At 58.5% G+C, this 18,525-nt stretch carries 13 protein-coding genes; 5 read left to right on the forward strand and 8 right to left on the reverse strand.

What is annotated here, in order from left to right; translation table 11 throughout:
- Nucleotides 1-18 precede the first annotated feature (18 nt).
- Together J7400_RS02665 and J7400_RS02670 are read right to left on the reverse strand one after the other, a co-directional pair.
- Nucleotides 19-2,817: a molybdopterin oxidoreductase family protein gene (locus J7400_RS02665; RefSeq protein WP_209058701.1), complete on the reverse strand. Its 2,799-nt coding sequence runs from the start codon at nt 2,815-2,817 to the stop codon at nt 19-21.
- An 81-nt stretch (nt 2,818-2,898) separates the two neighbouring features.
- On the reverse strand, nt 2,899-4,032 hold the full coding sequence (locus J7400_RS02670) for a citrate/2-methylcitrate synthase (protein WP_209058704.1): 1,134 nt from the start codon (nt 4,030-4,032) through the stop codon (nt 2,899-2,901).
- Between the two features lie 35 nt (nt 4,033-4,067).
- Here J7400_RS02670 and J7400_RS02675 point away from each other — a divergent pair, with 35 nt between their 5' ends.
- Entirely contained in the window at nt 4,068-4,919 is an 852-nt protein-coding gene (locus J7400_RS02675) for a phosphate acyltransferase (RefSeq protein ID WP_209058706.1), read from the forward strand.
- A 7-nt stretch (nt 4,920-4,926) separates the two neighbouring features.
- Here the strand turns inward: J7400_RS02675 and J7400_RS02680 are convergent, their stop codons facing one another.
- The 5 genes from J7400_RS02680 to J7400_RS02700 all read right to left on the reverse strand — a co-directional run bounded on the left by J7400_RS02680 (nt 4,927) and on the right by J7400_RS02700 (nt 11,642).
- Nucleotides 4,927-6,087, reverse strand: coding sequence for an acetate/propionate family kinase (locus tag J7400_RS02680; protein WP_209058716.1), 1,161 nt, complete (start codon nt 6,085-6,087; stop codon nt 4,927-4,929).
- Between the two features lie 4 nt (nt 6,088-6,091).
- Nucleotides 6,092-7,873, reverse strand: a complete 1,782-nt coding sequence (gene xsc, locus J7400_RS02685) for a sulfoacetaldehyde acetyltransferase (protein WP_209058718.1) — start codon at nt 7,871-7,873, stop codon at nt 6,092-6,094.
- Between the two features lie 115 nt (nt 7,874-7,988).
- Entirely contained in the window at nt 7,989-9,449 is a 1,461-nt protein-coding gene (locus J7400_RS02690) for a PLP-dependent aminotransferase family protein (protein ID WP_209058721.1), read from the reverse strand.
- A 72-nt stretch (nt 9,450-9,521) separates the two neighbouring features.
- A complete protein-coding gene (locus J7400_RS02695; protein WP_209060235.1) occupies nt 9,522-10,100 on the reverse strand; it encodes a GNAT family protein in 579 nt (192 codons plus the stop codon).
- Between the two features lie 141 nt (nt 10,101-10,241).
- Nucleotides 10,242-11,642 carry an aminotransferase class III-fold pyridoxal phosphate-dependent enzyme gene (locus J7400_RS02700; RefSeq protein ID WP_209058731.1) on the reverse strand — a complete coding sequence of 467 codons (1,401 nt, stop codon included), beginning with the start codon at nt 11,640-11,642 and terminating at the stop codon, nt 10,242-10,244.
- Nucleotides 11,643-12,041: 399 nt separating this feature from the next.
- Here J7400_RS02700 and J7400_RS02705 point away from each other — a divergent pair, with 399 nt between their 5' ends.
- From J7400_RS02705 to J7400_RS02720, 4 genes are all read left to right on the forward strand, one after another.
- Nucleotides 12,042-13,037 carry an ABC transporter substrate-binding protein gene (locus tag J7400_RS02705; RefSeq protein WP_209058734.1) on the forward strand — a complete coding sequence of 332 codons (996 nt, stop codon included), beginning with the start codon at nt 12,042-12,044 and terminating at the stop codon, nt 13,035-13,037.
- Between the two features lie 114 nt (nt 13,038-13,151).
- A complete protein-coding gene (locus tag J7400_RS02710) occupies nt 13,152-13,958 on the forward strand; it encodes an ABC transporter ATP-binding protein (protein ID WP_209058737.1) in 807 nt (268 codons plus the stop codon).
- A 1-nt stretch (nt 13,959) separates the two neighbouring features.
- A complete protein-coding gene (locus J7400_RS02715) occupies nt 13,960-15,297 on the forward strand; it encodes an ABC transporter permease (protein ID WP_209058739.1) in 1,338 nt (445 codons plus the stop codon).
- Nucleotides 15,298-15,665: 368 nt separating this feature from the next.
- The gene (locus J7400_RS02720) at nt 15,666-17,000 is read left to right on the forward strand and encodes a DEAD/DEAH box helicase (RefSeq protein ID WP_209058742.1); all 1,335 of its coding nucleotides are present in this window, start codon (nt 15,666-15,668) and stop codon (nt 16,998-17,000) included.
- 66 nt (nt 17,001-17,066) lie between these two features.
- On the opposite strand, the gene J7400_RS02725 is transcribed toward J7400_RS02720, so the two are convergent.
- A complete protein-coding gene (locus tag J7400_RS02725; protein WP_209058746.1) occupies nt 17,067-18,494 on the reverse strand; it encodes an aldehyde dehydrogenase family protein in 1,428 nt (475 codons plus the stop codon).
- Nucleotides 18,495-18,525 lie beyond the last annotated feature (31 nt).

Below are 18,525 nucleotides of genomic sequence, written 5' to 3' on the forward strand. Positions count from 1 at the left end.
TTTGAAAGGCGATCATATTCATTTGCCGACCTTCCATGCGAGCGTTTTAGGGCCGTGAGGCACCGGAGACTTTATCGGTGCAAAGGTGGGCTGGGCAGTCACCGGAACCGGCGCTTTTTCGAGTTTCACACGCAGGTCAAACCATGCGGCCTGTCCGGTGATCGGATCGGAGTTGGCCCACCGTAGACCGTCCCCTTTGGGGGGGAGTAGCTCGTGGATCAGGTGGTTGAGCAGGAAGCCCTTGTTGCTTTCGGGTGCATCGTCAGCGAGCGCCCAAGTGCCTTTGCGTTTGCCAATGGCGTTCCATGTCCAGACGGTGTTCTCGTTGAGCGCGGCCTGATGGGCGACGGGTACGGTGATTTCACCATGTGCAGACGTCACGCGCGCCCAGTCGCCCTCTGCAAAGCCATGTTTCTCCCAAAGCTTGGTCGGCAGGTAGAGCGGGTTTTCTCCGTGCAACTGGCGCAGCCAAGCGTTTTGCGTGCCCCAGCTGTGATACATCGCCATGGGGCGTTGCGTGAGTGCGTGGACGTCAAACTCTTCGGGGTCCACGCGGGCGTCTTCGAGCGGCGCGTACCAGATCGGGAGCGGGTCCATGACTTGTTTGAGGCGGTCACGGAGGTGATCTGGTGGTTGGATGTCGCCGTGGCCTTCGGCGGCGCGTTGGAATTTGCGCATCGGTTCCACATAGAGCTGGAAGAGGAAGGGTTGAGGCGCGTCATAGAGGCCAATCTGCACTGCCCAGTCCTGATAGTGCTGGTTCCACGGCTTCATGTAGAGCGCATTGTCAGGCACATGTTCGATGGCAAAGCCGCCATTGTCGATGTAGCGTTGAAGTTGGTCTGGGTTCACTTCGCCGCGGCCAAATTGATCGCCGTCTTCGCCACGGAAGCCTGCAAGCGGGCCAACGCCTGGCCGGCGTTCGTGGTTCACGATGTAGTCGGCATAGTCCTTCCACTTGGGTGTGCCATCCTCGTTGAGGAAATGCGGCAGACCGATGCGTGCGCCAAGTTCTATCAGCACAGATTGGAAGCCACGCACATCGCGATCTGGCTCCACCACAGGCCAGCGGATGGCATCTGCCGCGCCGTCGGCCTCACAAATTGGGCGGTCGAGCAGTGAGATACAGTCGTGGCGCTCCAGATAGGTGGTGTCTGGCAGGATCAGATCGGCGTAGGCGACCATCTCTGAGCTGTAGGCATCGGAATAGATGATGCGCGGGATGCGATATCCGCCGTCGTCATTGCGGTCGGTCAGCATCTTGATCACGCCGGAGGTGTTCATCGTGGAGTTCCAAGACATGTTGGCCATGTACATGAACAGCGTGTCGATCGGGTAAGGATCCTGGGCGTGGGCGTTTGAGATCACCATATGCATGAGGCCATGCACCGACATGGGATTTTCCCAAGTAAAGGCTTTGTCGATCCGGCAGGCGGTGCCGTCCTCATTGATCTGCAGATCTTCTGGTCCACGCGGGAAGCCGAGGTGCGGCCCTGCCAGCGGTTTGCCGGGGCGGCCATAACCATGCGGCGTCGGGTGCGCCGATACAGGCTTAGGGTACGGCGGTTTGAAACGGAAGCCGCCGGGGACTTCGACTGTGCCCAGAAGGATTTGCAGCACATGCAGCGCGCGGCAGGTCTGGAAACCGTTAGAGTGGGCAGAGATCCCGCGCATGGCGTGGAAGCTGACTGGGCGGCCCGTCATGGTCTGGTGGGTTTCGCCCCGGAAGTCTGTCCACTCCTGATCCAGTTCAAAGGCTTCGTCAAAGGCGACGCGCGCCAATTCGGCGGCGATGGTTTTGATCTTGGCAGCAGGAATGCCGGTTTGCTCGGCCACCGCTTCAGGGGCGTATTGTGGATCAAGGTACTTCTCCGCCATGAGATGCATGACGGTTTTGTTGCCCTCATATGTGGCGGAGAGGTCCGGGCGCACGCCTTTCTGATCAAAGGGGGTGAGTTTGCCAGTCGCGCGATCCACCACCAGCTCTTTGCCATCGGCATCGCGCATCAGCAGGCCGGTTTCGGCGTCCACCAACACAGCGGCGTTGGTGTATTGCGCGAGATAGTGCAGATCGATTTTGCCCGCTTTCATCAGTTCATGAATGAGCGCGAGTATGAAAAGCCCGTCGGTGCCCGGCGTGATGCCGACCCATTCATCGGCCACGGCGTTGTAGCCGGAGCGCACGGGGTTTACGCCGATCACCTTTTCGCCGCGTGCTTTGATTTTGCCGATGCCAGCTTTTATAGGGTTGCTGTCATGGTCTTCAGCCACGCCAAATATCATGAAGAGTTTGGTGTGGTCCCAATCCGGCTGGCCAAATTCCCAGAAGGCCCCGCCCATGGTGTAGATGCCTGCGGCAGCCATGTTGACCGAACAGAAGCCGCCGTGGGCCGCGTAGTTGGGGGTGCCGAAGTGCTGCGCCCAGAAGCTTGTGAAACTCTGGGATTGGTCGCGGCCTGTGAAAAAAGCAAGCTTGTGCGGCGCGGTTTCATGCAATTCGGTGAGCCAGCCCACCGCCGTTGAGAGCGCCTCTTCCCAGCTGATTTCCTCAAACTCGCCAGAGCCGCGCGGGCCAACCCGCTTGAGAGGCTTTTTTAGGCGAGAGGGCGCGTTGACCTGCATGATCCCGGCAGAGCCTTTGGCGCAAAGCACGCCTTTGTTCACCGGGTGATCGCGGTTGCCCTCGATATAGGCAACTTTGCCGTCTTTCATGTGCACGTTGATGCCGCAGCGGCAGGCGCACATGTAGCAGGTTGTCTGGCGCACCTCGTCAGAGACTTTTGGCGAGGTGTCAAGCTGGGGCTGCTGAAAGGTCATGTGGGGTCTTTCGGTCAGAGTATTCCGGGCAGTCTATCCTTGGCGGGAAAAATTTCCCGCGCAAGAGGGTGGGTGCGAAATTTATCGCGCACTCATGGGCGTGTAGGGGCGCATCTCTGGGCCGTTGTAAAGCGTAAGCGGGCGGATCAGGATGTTGCTCTCTTGCTGGTCCATGCACTGGATGATCCAACCTGGCATGCGCCCGATGGCGAAGATTGGCACGTAGAGATCCATGGGGATGCCGTGCAGCTGGTAGATCACGCCGGAGTAGAAATCGACATTCACGTTGAGACCGTGGCGTGCGTAGGGCTTCATTGCCTCCACAACACCTTGCAGGATTTCGTACCATTCTGGCGCGCCCATCTCTTCGCCGAGCTTTTTCACCCCGTCGCGCATGTGGCGGGCGCGGGGGTCTTCGGCGCGGTAAACTCGGTGGCCAAAGCCGGTGACTGCCTCGCGGTTCTTGCGTTTTGCTTTGACGTAGGCCGCGGCGTTGTCGGGTGTGCCAATTTCCTGCACCATCTTCATCACGTCTTCTGCCGCGCCGCCGTGGGCGGGGCCAGCAAGAGTGGACAGCGCGGTTACAATGCCGCCGTGCAGATTGGTGTCGGTGCCGATGGTGACACGGGCCGCAAAAGAAGAGGCGTTGGCGCCATGCTCGGCGTGCAGGATGAAATCAACGTCGGCCAGTTTGGCGGCGTCTTCCGAGGGTTTCTCGCCTTTCAGCATCCAGAGCCAGTTGGCGGCGTGGGACAGGGTTTTGTCCGCAGGCACGGGATCGCGGCCGTTGCGGATGTTTTCATGTGCGGCGATGATCATCGGCACCTGTGAGGTGAGGCGCAGACCATTGGCGAGGAAGGCCTCGGGGCCGACATTTTGGCTGTCGCCTTCAAGGGCTGCGAGGGCAGACACGGCGGTGCGTAGCACGTCCATCGGGTGGCCGTCTTTGGTGGCGCGGATGATGTCATAGACCTGATCGGGCAGCTCGCGGGCGGCTTTCAGCGTAGCGTCAAAATCGGCAAGCTCAGCCTCTGTTGGCAATTCGCCGTGGATCAGCAAATAGCACACTTCTTCAAAGGTGGATTGCGTGGCGAGGTCGTGGATCGAGTAGCCGCGATAGGAGAGTTCGCCTTTGGCACCATCAATGTGACTGACGCCGGAGCGCTCGAAGTAAATGCCTTTTAGGCCGCGGTTGATCTTGACGTTCTCTGTCACGGGTGGCTCCTTAGTCGCGAATATGGGGAGAAATTATGTCAGCACTTGAGACCGCCATCAGCCGCGCGAAGGCGCGCGAAGCACGGGTTGTGATGCCCGAAATGGAAGACGACCGGATTGCGCAGGCGGCAGAGCGGCTGCGGGCTGACGGGATTTGTGAACCTGTGACGCTGGGTGACAATACGGAAGCGTATGTTGCCGCGCTTGTAGAGGCTCGAGGTTTGAAAGAGGCGGTGGCGCGCCGGATGCTCAGCCGACCATTGTACCGCGCCGCTTCCATGGTGGCGGTGGGCGAGGCAGATGCGATGGTGGCAGGTGCCGTGGCTTCCACCAAGAAGGTCATTGAGGCTGCCAGCATTGGAATTGGCCTTGCTGAAGGCGTGTCGGTGGCGAGCTCGTTTTTCCTGATGCGCTTTCCGGATGGGCGCGAAGTGATCTTTGCTGATTGCGGGCTAAATGTGGACCCGGACGCCGAAGCTTTGGCGGCGATTGCACGTGCATCTGAGCGCAGCGGAACGGCGCTGTTGGGCACGGCGCGTGTGGCGCTTTTGTCGTTTTCCACAGGCGCGTCTGGCGCGGGGCCAAGTGTGGATAAGGTCCGCGAGGCGGCAGAAGCGACGGGTTTTGTTGGCCCGGTGCAAGGGGATGCCGCGCTCAATCCGCGGGTGGCGGAGATGAAAGGACTGGGCGCGGGGGATGCCAATGTGCTGGTCTTCCCGTCGCTGGATGCGGGCAATATTGCATATAAGCTGGCGCAGGAATTGGCGGGCGCGCAGGCGCTTGGGCCCATTCTCCAAGGATTCCGCAAGCCGGTCTGTGACCTCAGTCGAGGCGCAACGGTGCAAGACATCGTAGATGCGACGGCGGTGTCGCTCGCGCTTGGCTGAGCAGAGATCATGCGGCCTCCATCAGGGAGGTCGCATCCATCGCTATCATGCGCTCTTCCTGCGCAGGGATCACCCAGATCGCGACTTTGGAGGTTTCTGCGTGCAGGCGGGCCTTGCGGGCGTGATTGGCATCCGGGTTCATACGCGCGCCAGCCCATTCCAGCGAGCGCAGGATACGGGCGCGCACGCCGACGGCATTTTCACCAATGCCACCGGTGAAGGCGATTGCGTCGAGCCCTTCCATCGCGGCAATCAGAGACCCGGCATGGCGCACGGACCAATAGCAGAAATGTTCGATGGCAAAGGCGCTGTCGGCAGAAGGGTCCACCATCAGGTTGCGCATGTCGGATTTGCCACCTGAAAGCCCCAGCAGGCCGCTTTCATGATTGAGGATCGCTTTGGTGCGCTCGAGCCCGTTTTCCTCCACCAGCCGCAACACGGCGTTGGCATCGATCCCGCCAGAGCGTGTGCCCATAGTGAGGCCGTCAAGCGGGGAGTAGCCCATCGTCGTGGCAATGGATTGACCGTTTTTGATGGCGCAGAGCGAAGCCCCGTTTCCAAGGTGGAAGGCCAGCAAACGTGAGGGGAGTTTTTCGCCGGAAATCTGCGGCAAGTTTTGCACCAAAGAGGCATAGCTGAGGCCATGGAAGCCATAGCGCCGGATGCCTTTGGTCTCCATCATACGCGGGATGGCGTAGCGGGTCGCAGCATCGGGGTTGGTGGCATGAAAGGACGTGTCAAAGCTGGCGTATTGCGGCAGCTCAGGCGCGATTTCGGCCAGCGTGTCCACGGCGGCGAGATTGTGCGGATTGTGCAGCGGAGCAAGCGGCGTGCAGGATGCGATTTCGGCGCGCACTTCGGCATTGATCTTGACCGGGGCGGTGAGTTTGCGCCCACCATGCACGACCCGGTGGGCAGCCGCGCATAGGTCGGTCACGGCGACCCCTTGTGCCTTCAAAGCTTCCAAGACCGCTTGCAATGCGGCGCGATGGTCGATGAAAGGCAGATCGCGGGATTTCCCGGCGATGGTCAAAGAAGAGGCACCGCCGATCCCCTCGGCGATGCCCGTGATGCGCTCATTCAACTCACCATCAAAGACGGCAAATTTGATAGAGGATGACCCGGCGTTGAGCACCAGAACGGGGCTTGTGATGCCGGGCCGTGCCATATGATCAGCTCGCTTTCTGCGGAACCATGTCCGCTGGGTCGATGCCCGCCACAGAAACTGGCTTTTTCATTGCGTCGCGGCGGAAGGGCTCGCCCAGTTCTTGGTTGATCATGGCTTCAATCAGCGTGGTTTTGCCATGGTTCATCTGATCGTCGATGGCTTTGTTCAGCGCAGCGGTCAGCTCGTCCATGGTGCGGGCTACGACACCTTGCAGGCCGCAGGCTTGGGCGATGCCCGCGTAGGACACCTGTGTGTCGAGCTCCGTGCCAACAAAGTTGTCGTCAAACCACAGCGTGGAGTTCCGCTTTTCTGCGCCCCACTGGTAGTTGCGGAAAACGATCTGGGTGACCGGAGGCCATTCGCCACGGCCGATGGCTGTGAGTTCGTTCACGGCGATGCCGAAAGCTCCGTCGCCGGCAAAGCCCACAACAGGTACATCTGGCTGACCGATTTTTGCGCCAACGATGGCGGGCAGGCCGTAACCGCAGGGGCCAAAGAGGCCCGGCGCGAGGTATTTGCGGCCCTGATCAAAGTCTGGATAGGCATTGCCGATGGCGCAGTTGTTGCCGATGTCGGAACTGATGATCGCTTCGCGAGGCAATGCAGATTGGATCGCGCGCCAAGCCATGCGGGGGCTCATCCAGTCGGGTTTGTCTGCGCGGGCGCGTTCGTTCCATGTGGTGCCCGGATCGTCATCTTCGTGGTCCATGGAAGAGAGTTGTTGGGCCCATGCGGATTTGGTCTTGGAGATGTGGCTCTTGCGCGCGTCGCGGCCGTCGTCACCTGCTGTGTCTGCCAATTGCTCCAGAATGCCGGTGGCGACTTTGGCGGCGTCCCCAACGATGCCCACTGTGACCTTCTTGGTGAGGCCGATGCGATTGGGGTTGATGTCCACCTGAATGATTTTGGCGTCGGCTGGCCAGTATTCCATGCCGTAGCCGGGCAGGGTGGAGAAGGGGTTTAGACGTGTGCCGAGCGCCAGAACAACGTCGGCGTCTTTGATCAACTCCATGGCCGCTTTGGAGCCGTTGTAGCCCAGCGGGCCTGCAAAAAGCGGGTGGGAGCCGGGGAAAGCGTCGTTGTGCTGGTAGCCAACGCAAACTGGGGCGTCGAGTTTTTCAGCGAGCTTCATGGAGGCCGTGATGCCGCCATCAGACAGCACCACACCCGCGCCGTTCAGGATCACAGGGTTCTTTGCCGATGAAAGCAATGCTGCGGCGTCCGCCACAGAGGAGGTTCCGCCAGAAGAAGCTTCGAATTCGATTGGATCAGGGATGTCGATGTCGATCACTTGAGTCCAGAAGTCGCGTGGGATGTTGAGCTGCGCGGGGCCACAGAGGCGCTTGGCTTGGCTGATCACACGGGTAAGCACTTCGGCCACACGGGAGGGGTCACGCACTTCTTCCTGATAGGCAACCATGTCTTTAAAGAGAGCCATCTGCTCCACTTCCTGGAAACCACCCTGACCGATGGTCTTGTTTGCGGCTTGCGGGGTCACCAACAGCAGTGGGGTGTGGTTCCAGTAGGCGGTTTTCACGGCGGTCACAAAGTTGGTGATGCCTGGGCCGTTCTGCGCGATCATCATGGACATTTTGCCGGTGGCGCGGGTGTAGCCATCGCTCATCATCCCCGCGGAGCCTTCATGCGCGCAGTCCCAGAACATGATCCCTGCATTAGGGAACAGATCGGAGATCGGCATCATGGCGGAGCCGATGATCCCGAAGGCGTGTTCGATGCCGTGTTTTTGAAGCACTTTTACAAAGGCTTCTTCGGTTGTCATTTTCATGAAGCAAACTCCTATTGCGCCCGGAACGGAGGTTTTGGGCGATCGTTTTGGAAAGAAACTACGGTTTGGTGCGTGTCGGCGTTAGGGCCAGACATGTGCGCGGGATAGCGCCAGATTAGAGGGCGTTCAGAGCCTTGGCAATGCGGGCCACGCCTTCAGGGATGCGCTCGGACGGAATGGAAGAGTATCCTAGGCGATAAAAATTCCGCGGGATGTCCGCGCCTGAGAAAAAGGAGGCGCCGGGCTCGATCAAAACGCCGTCATTTTGCATCTTTTGGGCGAAAACTCCTGCATCGATATGCCTTTTAGCCTGCATCCAGAAACTAGAGCCTCCGAAGGCGCCTTGACCCGCAACATCCAAGCCAGATTGCGTGATCGCCTCCTGCATCACTGCGCGACGGGCCTTTAGAGCTTCGCGAATGCGGCGGATCAAAGCATCGTAATGCCCAAGAGAAAGAAAGTAAGCGGCCGTTCGCTGAATGTGGCCTGGGGGGTGGCGTAGCACAGAGGCGCGCAGGGCGCGAGCCTCTCGAATGAAGGCTTCGCTGCCCACAAGATAGCCAAGACGCAAGCCGGGGAAGAGTGATTTAGAGAAACTGCCGACATATATCACCCGTCCTTCTGTATCCAGCGATTTCAGGGCAGGAGAGGGGGCATCTAAAAAAGACATTTCGAACTCATAGTCGTCCTCCACCACCAGCGCATCGATCTCGCGAGCGCGCTCTAAAAGAGCGTGGCGGCGGGGCATCGGCATAGTGGCGGTGGTTGGGCATTGGTGGCTGGGTGTGGTGAAAATCACATCCGCCTCAGCCGGGATCAGGCTTGGATCCAGCCCGTCTTTGTCGACATTGATCGGGGCCACATGGCAGCGGGACTGATTTAGAATGTCGCGCAAAGCGTGGTAGCAGGGGTTTTCAATCGCGGCCATGCGGCGCTGGGTCAGCAGGATTTGCGCGGCGATCCACAGGGCGTTTTGAGCGCCAAGAGTGATGAGGATTTCTTCAGGGCGCGCGAAAATACCACGACGGGGGAGTGTATTGCGGGCGATGAATTCGACCAGTTCGGGATCGTCTTGATCGTAGTAGTCTGACGTGAGCGCGGTGAAGTCTTTTTGGCCCAAAGCCTGGAGTGCGCAAAGGCGCCAGTTGGCATGGTCAAAGAGACTTGGATCGGTTTGACCATAAACAAACGGGTAGCGGTATTTGGCCCAATCTTTCGGTTTGTCCGGGGTGTCACCGCCAGTGTAGCGGCGCCCTAAGGCGCGGGTCCAGTCGATACGATCCTCGCTCCTTTTTGGAGGCGAGAAGCTTGGCGGAACAGGCGCGTTTTCAGAGACATAGTATCCCGAGCGCCCACGTGAAGAGAGGTAGTCGTTGGCGAGAAGTTCGGTGTAGGCGAGCGTTACCGTGATACGGCTCACACCCAGATGGCTCGCGAGTTTGCGGGAAGAGGGAAGCTTTTCTCCACGACGGAAGCGGCCCGATAGGATGCCTTCGGCGATCAGCTGCTGGATCTGTGCCTGAAGCGTGCCCTGAAAGCCGGGTGAGAGAAAAAAGGTTTCAACCGAGATTGCCATGCAGGGACGCTATACTGGACCTATCTAGGTTGCAAACTGGACTTTTTCCATTTCTGCTGGATGCTGATGAAATCAGCGGTTTTGGCTTAGTTTATGTTCCAGATTTGCGCGGACTGCAGGCCATTCGTGTTGGCAAATCGAATAGACCGCCGTGTCGCGCAGGGTACCATTCGCCATGAGTGAGTGATTCCGCAGTACACCGTCGAGTTTTGCGCCTAGCCGCTCTATCGCGTTGCGCGATTGGTGGTTCATGAAGTGGGTGCGGAACTCCACAGCGATACAAGATAAATCGTCAAACGCATGGCGCAACATCAAGAGTTTGCACTCGGTGTTGATTGGCGAGCGTTGGGCGGATTTACGGTACCATGTGGATCCGATTTCGACGCGGCGGTTGGCGGGGTCGGTGTTCATATAGGTGGTCATGCCGATGGCGCATTCTGCGGTATCAAGAATCGCGAAGGGCGTCATATTGGGTTGTGCCAAGCGACGGGTGATTTCGGCCGGAACGCCCTCGGGGGCAGGGATGGTTGTGTACCACAGGTTGTGTAGATCGCCATCGGCAGATGCATCGGCCAAATCGGCCGCATGATCAGGAGAGAGCGGCACAAGGCTGGCGTGGATGCCTTTGAGTGTGACGGGAGCGGGCCACATGGGACGTTCCTTTTTGATGTTGGGGTGGGTTGCGGTCATCGACATCATGCGCTGAAGCCACAATCGCCGCCCTCCCCTTTTGGGGTTGGGCGGCGCAGTAAGGCGAGGGGAGTGTCTCGCCTTTGGGACAAGTGGTGGCGTTTAGCCGAAGACCTTTGTCAGTGCGTTATCGACCGCATTGGTGATCGCGTCGATATCGGCAGCTGTAGCGATGAGTGCTGGGGAGAAAGCAATCACGTTGTTGCGGCCTGGAACAGAGCGGTTGGCTGCGCCGATGATCACCCCTTGGGCGCCACAGTCAGCAACCACTGCTGCGATGTCGGCTTCGTCCACCGGTTCCTTGCTTTCGCGCTCCTTCACCAGCTCGCAGCCGAGGAACAAGCCTTTGCCGCGCACATCTCCGATGATCTCGTGCTTCTCCATCAACGCTTTGAGGTTGCCCATCATGCGCTCCCCCATGGCTGTGCAGTTTTCAAGAAGGCCTTCCTCCTCGATGATGGCCATATTTTCCAACGCTGCCGCCGGGCCAGCGGTGCAGCCGCCGAAGGTTGAGATATCACGGAAGTGGTCGAGCTTGTCCGATGGATCGGATTTGAAGTGCTCAAAAACTTCTTCAGTGGTTACTAGGCAGGAGATGGCGGCGTAACCAGAGGCGACACCCTTGGCCATGGTCACGAAGTCAGGTTTCACGCCGTAATGCTGATAGCCGAACCAATGGGTGCCCGTGCGACCGATTCCGCAGACCACTTCGTCGATGTGCAGAAGAATGTCATACTGTTTGCAGATCTCCTGCACGCGCTCCCAGTAGCCTTCCGGTGGAGTAATCACGCCACCACCTGCCGTCACAGGTTCCAGACAGAGTGCACCAACAGTGTCTGGGCCTTCGCGCAGGATCACCTCTTCGATTTGGTTTGCCGCAGCGATGCCGAATTCGCGACCGGAGAGGTGGCCGAGGCCCAGCTCATCTTTGCGATACTCCATGCAGTGTGGCACGCGGACGAATCCCGGGGCGAAGGGGCCATACTGGGCGTTGCGCTCGTCCTGTCCGCCGGCGGACATCGCAGCGAGCGTGGAGCCGTGGTAATCGCGATCGCGGTAGAGAATCTTGTGTTTCTTGCCGCCGTATTTCTTGTGCGCGATCTGGCGGATCATTTTGAAGGCTTTCTCGTTCGCCTCAGAGCCAGAGTTGCAATAGTAGACGCGGCTCATTCCAGGCATCTTCTCAATCAGCTTTTCCGCATAAAGCGCACCTGGCACGTTGCCCGCGGCATTGGCGAAGTAGCACATTTTCATAAGGTTTTCATGGACAGCATTGGCGATGCGCTCACGGCCATAGCCAACATTGACCGTCCAGACTGCGCCGGACACAGCGTCAATGTACTCTTTACCGTTTTGGTCCCAGACGCGCATGCCTTTGCCTTCGATAATGATGCGCGGATCATTGGTTTCAAAAGGTTTGTGCTGAACCAGATGATGCCAGACATGGGCTTTGTCGGCTTTGACGACGTGGCTGATATCGTTTTCTTTCAGAGTGCCGTCCATGGCTTAAGCCTCCTTGAAGTAGTGCAATCAGGGGTGTTGTGTGCGCCCTATTTGGGCAGTTCATGTAAGTTTGCACGACATCCTCGCGACTTTTTCAAGCATGTTTATAGGGCCAAAAGATTTATCTATATAAGGCCAGATAATCGAATTTTGCCGTTCTGAAATCCCATGCTTGGGCGTCAAATACCTATTTTATATGGTTTTCTACCAATTGGTCAAATAATTTTGAGGGGTGAAAGCCGTGTACCAGAGGCAGGTAATTCCCCAAAAAAACATTGATCGGTGGCCTAAATTCCGGTCGGATCAAGGAGGACGCAGATTGCCGATGATCAAAAAAGAGGCCAAACGCCCGAAGATCTCGAGTACAACCGCGCCATAACGACAACGGGAGAAAATACGATGAGCTTGAAAAAGACGCTGATGGGTGCCACCGCTGCTACCGCTATGATGATGGGCGCGCAGGCTGCGAGCGCAGAGATCACAGTGGCCTACTTCCTCGAATGGCCGATGCCTTTCCAATACGCCAAGCAAATGGGCACCTATGAAGAAGCGCTGGGCACCGAGATCAACTGGGTCAGCTTCGATACAGGCACCGCAATGAGCGCTGCGATGGCGTCCGGCGACGTGCAAATCTCCGTCAGCCAAGGTGTGCCACCATTTGTTGTTGCGGCGTCTGCGGGTCAGGACATCCAGATTGTGGATGTGGCTGTGTCTTATTCAGACAATGACAACTGCGTTGTGGCGTCTGGTCTAGAAATCGACAAAGACAGTGCCGCTGAGCTGGCTGGGAAGAAAGTGGCTGTGCCGCTGGGCACTGCAGCGCACTACGGCTTCCTGAGCCAGATGAATCACTTCGGCGTAGACGTGGGCGGCATGGAAGTTGTCGACATGGCACCGGCAGAAGGCGCGGCTGCACTGGCGCAGGGTTCACTGGATATGGCCTGTGGTTGGGGCGGCGCGCTACGCCGCATGAAAGAGCACGGCAACGTTCTGCTGACTGGTGCAGAGAAAGAAGAGCTGGGTATTCTGGTGTTTGACGCCACCACCGCACCAGCATCTTTCATCGCGGAAGAAAGCGAGATGCTCGCGAAGTTCCTGAAAGTGACCGCCGACGCCAATGCAATGTGGGCAGATGAAGCCAATCAGGCCAAAATGTTGCCGGTGATTGCCAAGGACGCGGGCATGGATGAAGAAGCCACAGCCGCGACACTCGCGACGTTCAAATTCCCTACTGTGGAAGAACAGCTGGGTGATGCTTGGTTCGGCGGAACAGCGCAAAACTTCATGAAAGGCGTCGCAGGCGTCTTTGTTGGTGCAGGCTCTATCCCGAGCGCGCTTGACAGCTATGAGGGCACCGTGAATACCGGTCCTCTGGAAGCGGCCAAAGGCCTGTAATTTCAAATCTTGAAGGCCCGCCTCGTTCCTGGCGGGCCTTTGTTTCACAGCCAGAAGATAGGGCGGGACAACCGCCAGTGCCCAGAAAAATGGGCGAACAAGCAGTTGGGAACCATGACCGGATTATCGATCGAAAACCTGTCCATGCGCTTTGATTTGCCCGATGGCGGGCATGTGCAAGCGCTCAAGGACGTGAGCCTTGATCTCAAGCAGGGCGAATTGCTGAGCGTGCTGGGGCCTTCGGGCTGCGGTAAAACCACGTTGCTGAATATTGTGGCCGGGTTCTTGGCACCTACCGAGGGACAGATCGTGATGAATGGGCATCAGGTCACAGGCCCGGATGCAGAACGCGGGATGGTGTTCCAACAAGGCGCGCTTTTTGAATGGATGAGCGTGCGGGACAATGTGAGCTTTGGCCCTGATATGAAAGGCATGCCAAAGACGGAAAGCGCTGAGATCGTGGATCACCTTTTGGATGTGGTTGGTCTGCAGGATTTTAAAGAAAAGATGGTGTATGAGCTGTCAGGCGGCATGCAACAGCGTGTGGCGTTGGCCCGCTGTCTTGCGAATGACCCGGATGTGATCCTGATGGACGAGCCCCTGGGGGCCTTGGACGCCCTCACACGGGAAAAGATGCAAAGTCTTGTGCTCAAACTATGGAAAGAAACCGGGAAGACGATCATTTTGATCACCCACTCAGTGGAAGAAGCACTCTTGCTGGGCGAGCGTTTGTTGGTAATGGCACCACGCCCTGGGCGCATTCACAAAGAATACCGGCTGCCCTTTGCAGATCTCGGCGTGGGAGCGGATTTGCGTGAGGTGAAGAAGCACCCTGATTACGCGCCGACGCGCGAAGAGATCCTCAACATGATCTGGAACATGGAAGAAGAGATTATGGGCCGTGCAGAGGGAGGCGCATAAGATGGGGCAGATATTTGCTGATCTTGGGGGCGAACTGGCGACCCTGTTTTTGTCGGTCCTTGGCGCTCTGCCGTATCTGGCACTCTACGTTGGGTTGATCCTGTTTGCTCTGTTTGTCTATACGCAGATCAAGCAGCGTCTTTCTTCGCTGCAGGATTATACCTCACTGAAAACTGTGACTTTTGGCGACGAAAGTGCGGTGATTTCCAACAAAGCGGCTTCCGTGATTTCGGTGGTCTTGATTTTTGTGATCTGGGGGTCGTTTACCGGCTCAAACTGGCTGCCAGGTTTCCTGCATGCCCCAGGCCCCTTTGTTGGCGAGGCAAGCTTCACCTACACGCTTGAGGCCGAGGATGGCACGACGGATGATGCGACAGTCAGCGTCATTGTGCATGAGGCTGGGCAAGTGCCAGCAGCACCAGAAGTCGCGCTAGGCGAAGGTTTGGCCAAAGATGATGCTTTGGTAGTGCAGGCGTATCGCAGCAAACTGTTGCGATGGGATGCCAATGATGAGGTGACCCGCAAAGATGGCGCCAAGATTGTTGCCGTAGATGGTGCGCCGATCAGCCGTGACGCGGATGTCGATGTTGGCTTTGGCCGTGTGGCACTGACCGATAAGGGTACGCTGAACTTTGAACCGGCCAAAGGCATGCAGATGGAATCGATCTGGTTGCCTGCACCAGAAAGCGTCTGGCAGCGCCTGATTTCCGTGAGCCGTGATGGCTATCAGAATGTCACGTTGGCAGAGCACCTGAGCTATTCGCTGTTCCGTGTGATCGTTGGCTTCGCGCTGGGCGCGGCGGTGGGTATTCCGCTGGGTTACGCCATGGGCCTTTCGAACTGGTTCCGTGGTTGGTTTGACCCGATTGTGGAATTCATGCGCCCTGTGCCGCCGTTGGCTTTGATCCCGCTGGTGATCATTTGGGCCGGGATCGGTGAGCAGGGTAAGATCATCCTGCTGTTCCTCGCGGCACTTTGGATCATGGCGATCGGGGCGCGTTCCGGTGTGTCTGGCGTGAAGATTTCAAAAGTGCATGCGGCCTACTCTCTGGGTGCCAACAAACGCCAAATCCTGCGCCACGTAATCATTCCTAACTCTTTGCCCGAGATATTCACCGCCGCGCGCGTAGCGATGGGGGTTTGCTGGGGGACTGTTGTGGCCGCTGAACTGGTGGCCGCTGAGAAGGGCGTCGGTAAGATGATCGTGGCGGCGTCGAAGTTCCAGGACACGGATATTGTTCTGATGGGTATCATCTTGATTGGGATCATCGGATTTGGGATCGATATGCTTATGCGCTGGGGCGAGAAATATCTGGTGCCGTGGAAAGGCAAAGGGTGAATGCGGGGCGTTGCCCCTGCCGCATCACAGATGTGGCAACCCGATGATATTTGCAGAATGAGTAACATGAGGGTCGGCGCGAAATGCGCCGGTCCTTTGTGATTTATGTGCCAAGGTTGACAAATGACGCCGAACCTATATGTGAAGCGCGTCGTTGCGCAGCCGCGTGAGCAGGCCGCGCCGGGCCCCAAGAGGGCTGACTGGCGCATCAACGACGCTTTCGTTCCCATCACGCAGGGTTCTGACGGATAGGCCGGGTTGGCACGGAATGGGTCTGTGCAATGGCGGTGCTGTCAAACCTCTGGGCGGTCTCTGTGAAAGAGGCCGCCGTTTGCCGTGCGTGATGCGCGCGGTTGAAAGGATATATCGTGGCGCAATTTGAAGAACTGGGCCTGTCTTCCACTCTTTTGAAAGGGTTGAAAAAGCACGGCTTTGACGCCCCAACCCCGATTCAGGCCAAGGCCATACCGCTGGCGCTTGAAGGACATGATATTCTGGGCCTTGCGCAGACAGGCACCGGGAAATCGCTGGCCTTTGGTCTGCCGATGATGGACCGCCTGCTGGAACAGCCGGGCAAGCCTTTGCCCCGGTCGGTGAAGGCGCTGGTGCTGGCCCCGACGCGCGAGCTGGTCAATCAGATCGCCGACAACCTGCGCCCGTTAGTGCAGGGCACCCCGATCAAGGTGATGACCGTGGTGGGGGGACAGTCGATCAACCGCCAGATCGCGATGCTGTCGCGTGGCACCGATATTCTGGTGGCAACGCCGGGACGGTTGATTGATCTGCTGGACCGTAAGGAAATCAACCTGTCCACTGTCGCCAATCTGGTGCTCGATGAGGCCGATCAGATGTTGGACATGGGCTTTATCCATGCGCTGCGCAAAATTGCGCCGCATCTGGGCACGCCGCGCCAGACCATGCTGTTTTCAGCCACCATGCCCAAGCAGATGGAAGAGCTGAGCCAGAGCTATCTGATCAAGCCCAAGCGGGTGGAAATCGCGTCTCCGGGCAAGACCGCGGATAAGATCACGCAGAGCATGGAGTATCTGGAAAAGGGCGAAAAACGTGTGCGCCTGCGGGAGATCCTGTCGGAGAACATGGGCGAGAGCACGCTGATTTTTTCGCGTACCAAACATGGTGCGGAGCGGATGATGAAGCAGCTTGTCTCTGACGGGTTCAATGCGGCTTCGATCCACGGCAACAAGAGCCAGGGGCAGCGGGATCGCGCGATCAAGGCGTTTCGCGATGGTGAGATCACCGTGCTGGTGGCGACAGATGTGGCGGCGCGCGGGATTGATATTCCGGTGATCTCTTTGGTGATCAACTTTGATCTGCCCAATGTGGCCGAAAGCTATGTGCACCGGATTGGCCGCACCGCGCGGGCGGGTCGCGATGGGCGCGCGATTTCTTTCTGTGCGCTGGATGAGCGCGATTACCTGAAGGACATCGAAAAGCTGATCGGGCGCAAGTTTGACCGCCCGACCGATGAGCTTCGCGAGATGAAGAAAGAATATGGCACCGGGCCTCGTTCTGGTGGCGGCGGGCGCAAGCGCGGTAGCGGCAAACCCGGCGGTGGACGGCCCGGCGGTGGTGCCAACAAACCTGCTGGCGGTCAGCCCAAAAGCGCGGCCAATGGCAATGACAAGCCGGGTGGCGGCCGTCCGCGTCGGCGGCGCAACCGCTCGCGCAAGCCCGCGGCATAAAGACAGCCTCAATAGAAAAGGCCGCAGCGGTGTGCTGCGGCCTTTTGTTTTGTTTAAGCCTTCCGGTCAGCCCATTGGCACGCCGGAGATCGCCTTGGTTTCGCAGAATTCCTCCAGACCCCAGCCGCCGCCTTCGCGGCCATTGCCGGATTGGCCGTAGCCGCCGAAGGGAGAGCCATTAACGCGGCCCACGCCGTTGGTTTCCACCATGCCGGAGCGCAGCTGGCGGGCCACGCGCAGGCGCTTGTCGTCATCCTGCGTCTGGATGTAGTTGGTGAGGCCATAGACCGTGTCATTGGCCATCTGAACCGCCTGCGCTTCGCTGTCAAAAGATGACATCGCCAGCACCGGGCCGAAGATTTCTTCGCGGTAGATGGTCATCTCTGGGGTGACATCGGCAAAGACCGTGGGGCGCACATAGTAGCCTTTGTTCACCCTTTCCGGGCGGCCCAGACCACCGGCGACAAGGGTGGCGCCCTCTTTGATGCCGGTTTCAATCAGGCTCTGGATTTTGTTGAACTGCAGCTCGGAGACCACCGGGCCGATGTGGCGGCCTGCTTCGGTGGTGGGGCCCACCTGCACGGCCTCGGCGGCGGCTTTGGCCTGATCCACGGCGGCGGCGTAGAAGCTGCTTTCCACCATCATGCGGGTGGGGGCGTTGCAGGATTGGCCGGAGTTCTGCATGCAATGGATCACACCGCGTTTCACGGCCTTTTCATCCGCGTCGGCAAAGATCACATTCGCACCCTTGCCGCCCAGTTCGAGGCTGACGCGTTTGAGGGTGTCGGCGGCGGCTTTGGAAATGGCGATGCCTGCGCGGGTGGAGCCGGTGAAGCTGATCATATCCACATCGGGATGGGCAGACAGCTGGCTGCCGACGCCAACGCCATCGCCGTTGACCATGTTGAACACACCCGCAGGGAAGCCCGCTTCGTCCATCATCTCGGCAAAGACAATCGAGGAGAGCGGCGCGATTTCGGAGGGCTTGAGCACCATGGTGCAGCCCACCAGAAGCGCGGGGATGGCCTTCAGGAAAACCTGATTCATTGGCCAGTTCCAAGGGGTGATCATGCCGCAGACGCCTATGGGCTCTTTGCGCATGCGGTCTTCGCCCATGGCATATTCAAACTCAAAGCTCTCAAGCGCCTCAAGGAAGCCGTCAAGGTGCCAGACCCCGGCGCCCCACTGGTTGTTGCTGGCCAGATCAAGCGGCGCGCCCATTTCTGCGCGCATGGCCTCTGCCATATCGGCGCGGCGGGCGACGTAGATCTCGCGCAGTTTCTTGACCAGTGCAACGCGTTCTTCCAGCGGTGTGTCTGCCCAGGCGGGGAAGGCGGCGCGTGCGGCGGCCACGGCAGCGTCGGTGTCGGCCTGATCGCCAATGGAAATCACGGCGCAGTGTTCTTCTGTGGCTGGGTCAATAACATGGAGATCATTGGCTTCTACGGGTTCAACCCATTGGCCATTGATATAAAATTTGCGTTTGTCGATCATGGTGCACTCCCTCGCAATCTTGGACGCACTC

The sequence above is a fragment of the Shimia sp. R9_2 genome (genome assembly GCF_017743735.1).
Taxonomy (GTDB): domain Bacteria; phylum Pseudomonadota; class Alphaproteobacteria; order Rhodobacterales; family Rhodobacteraceae; genus Shimia.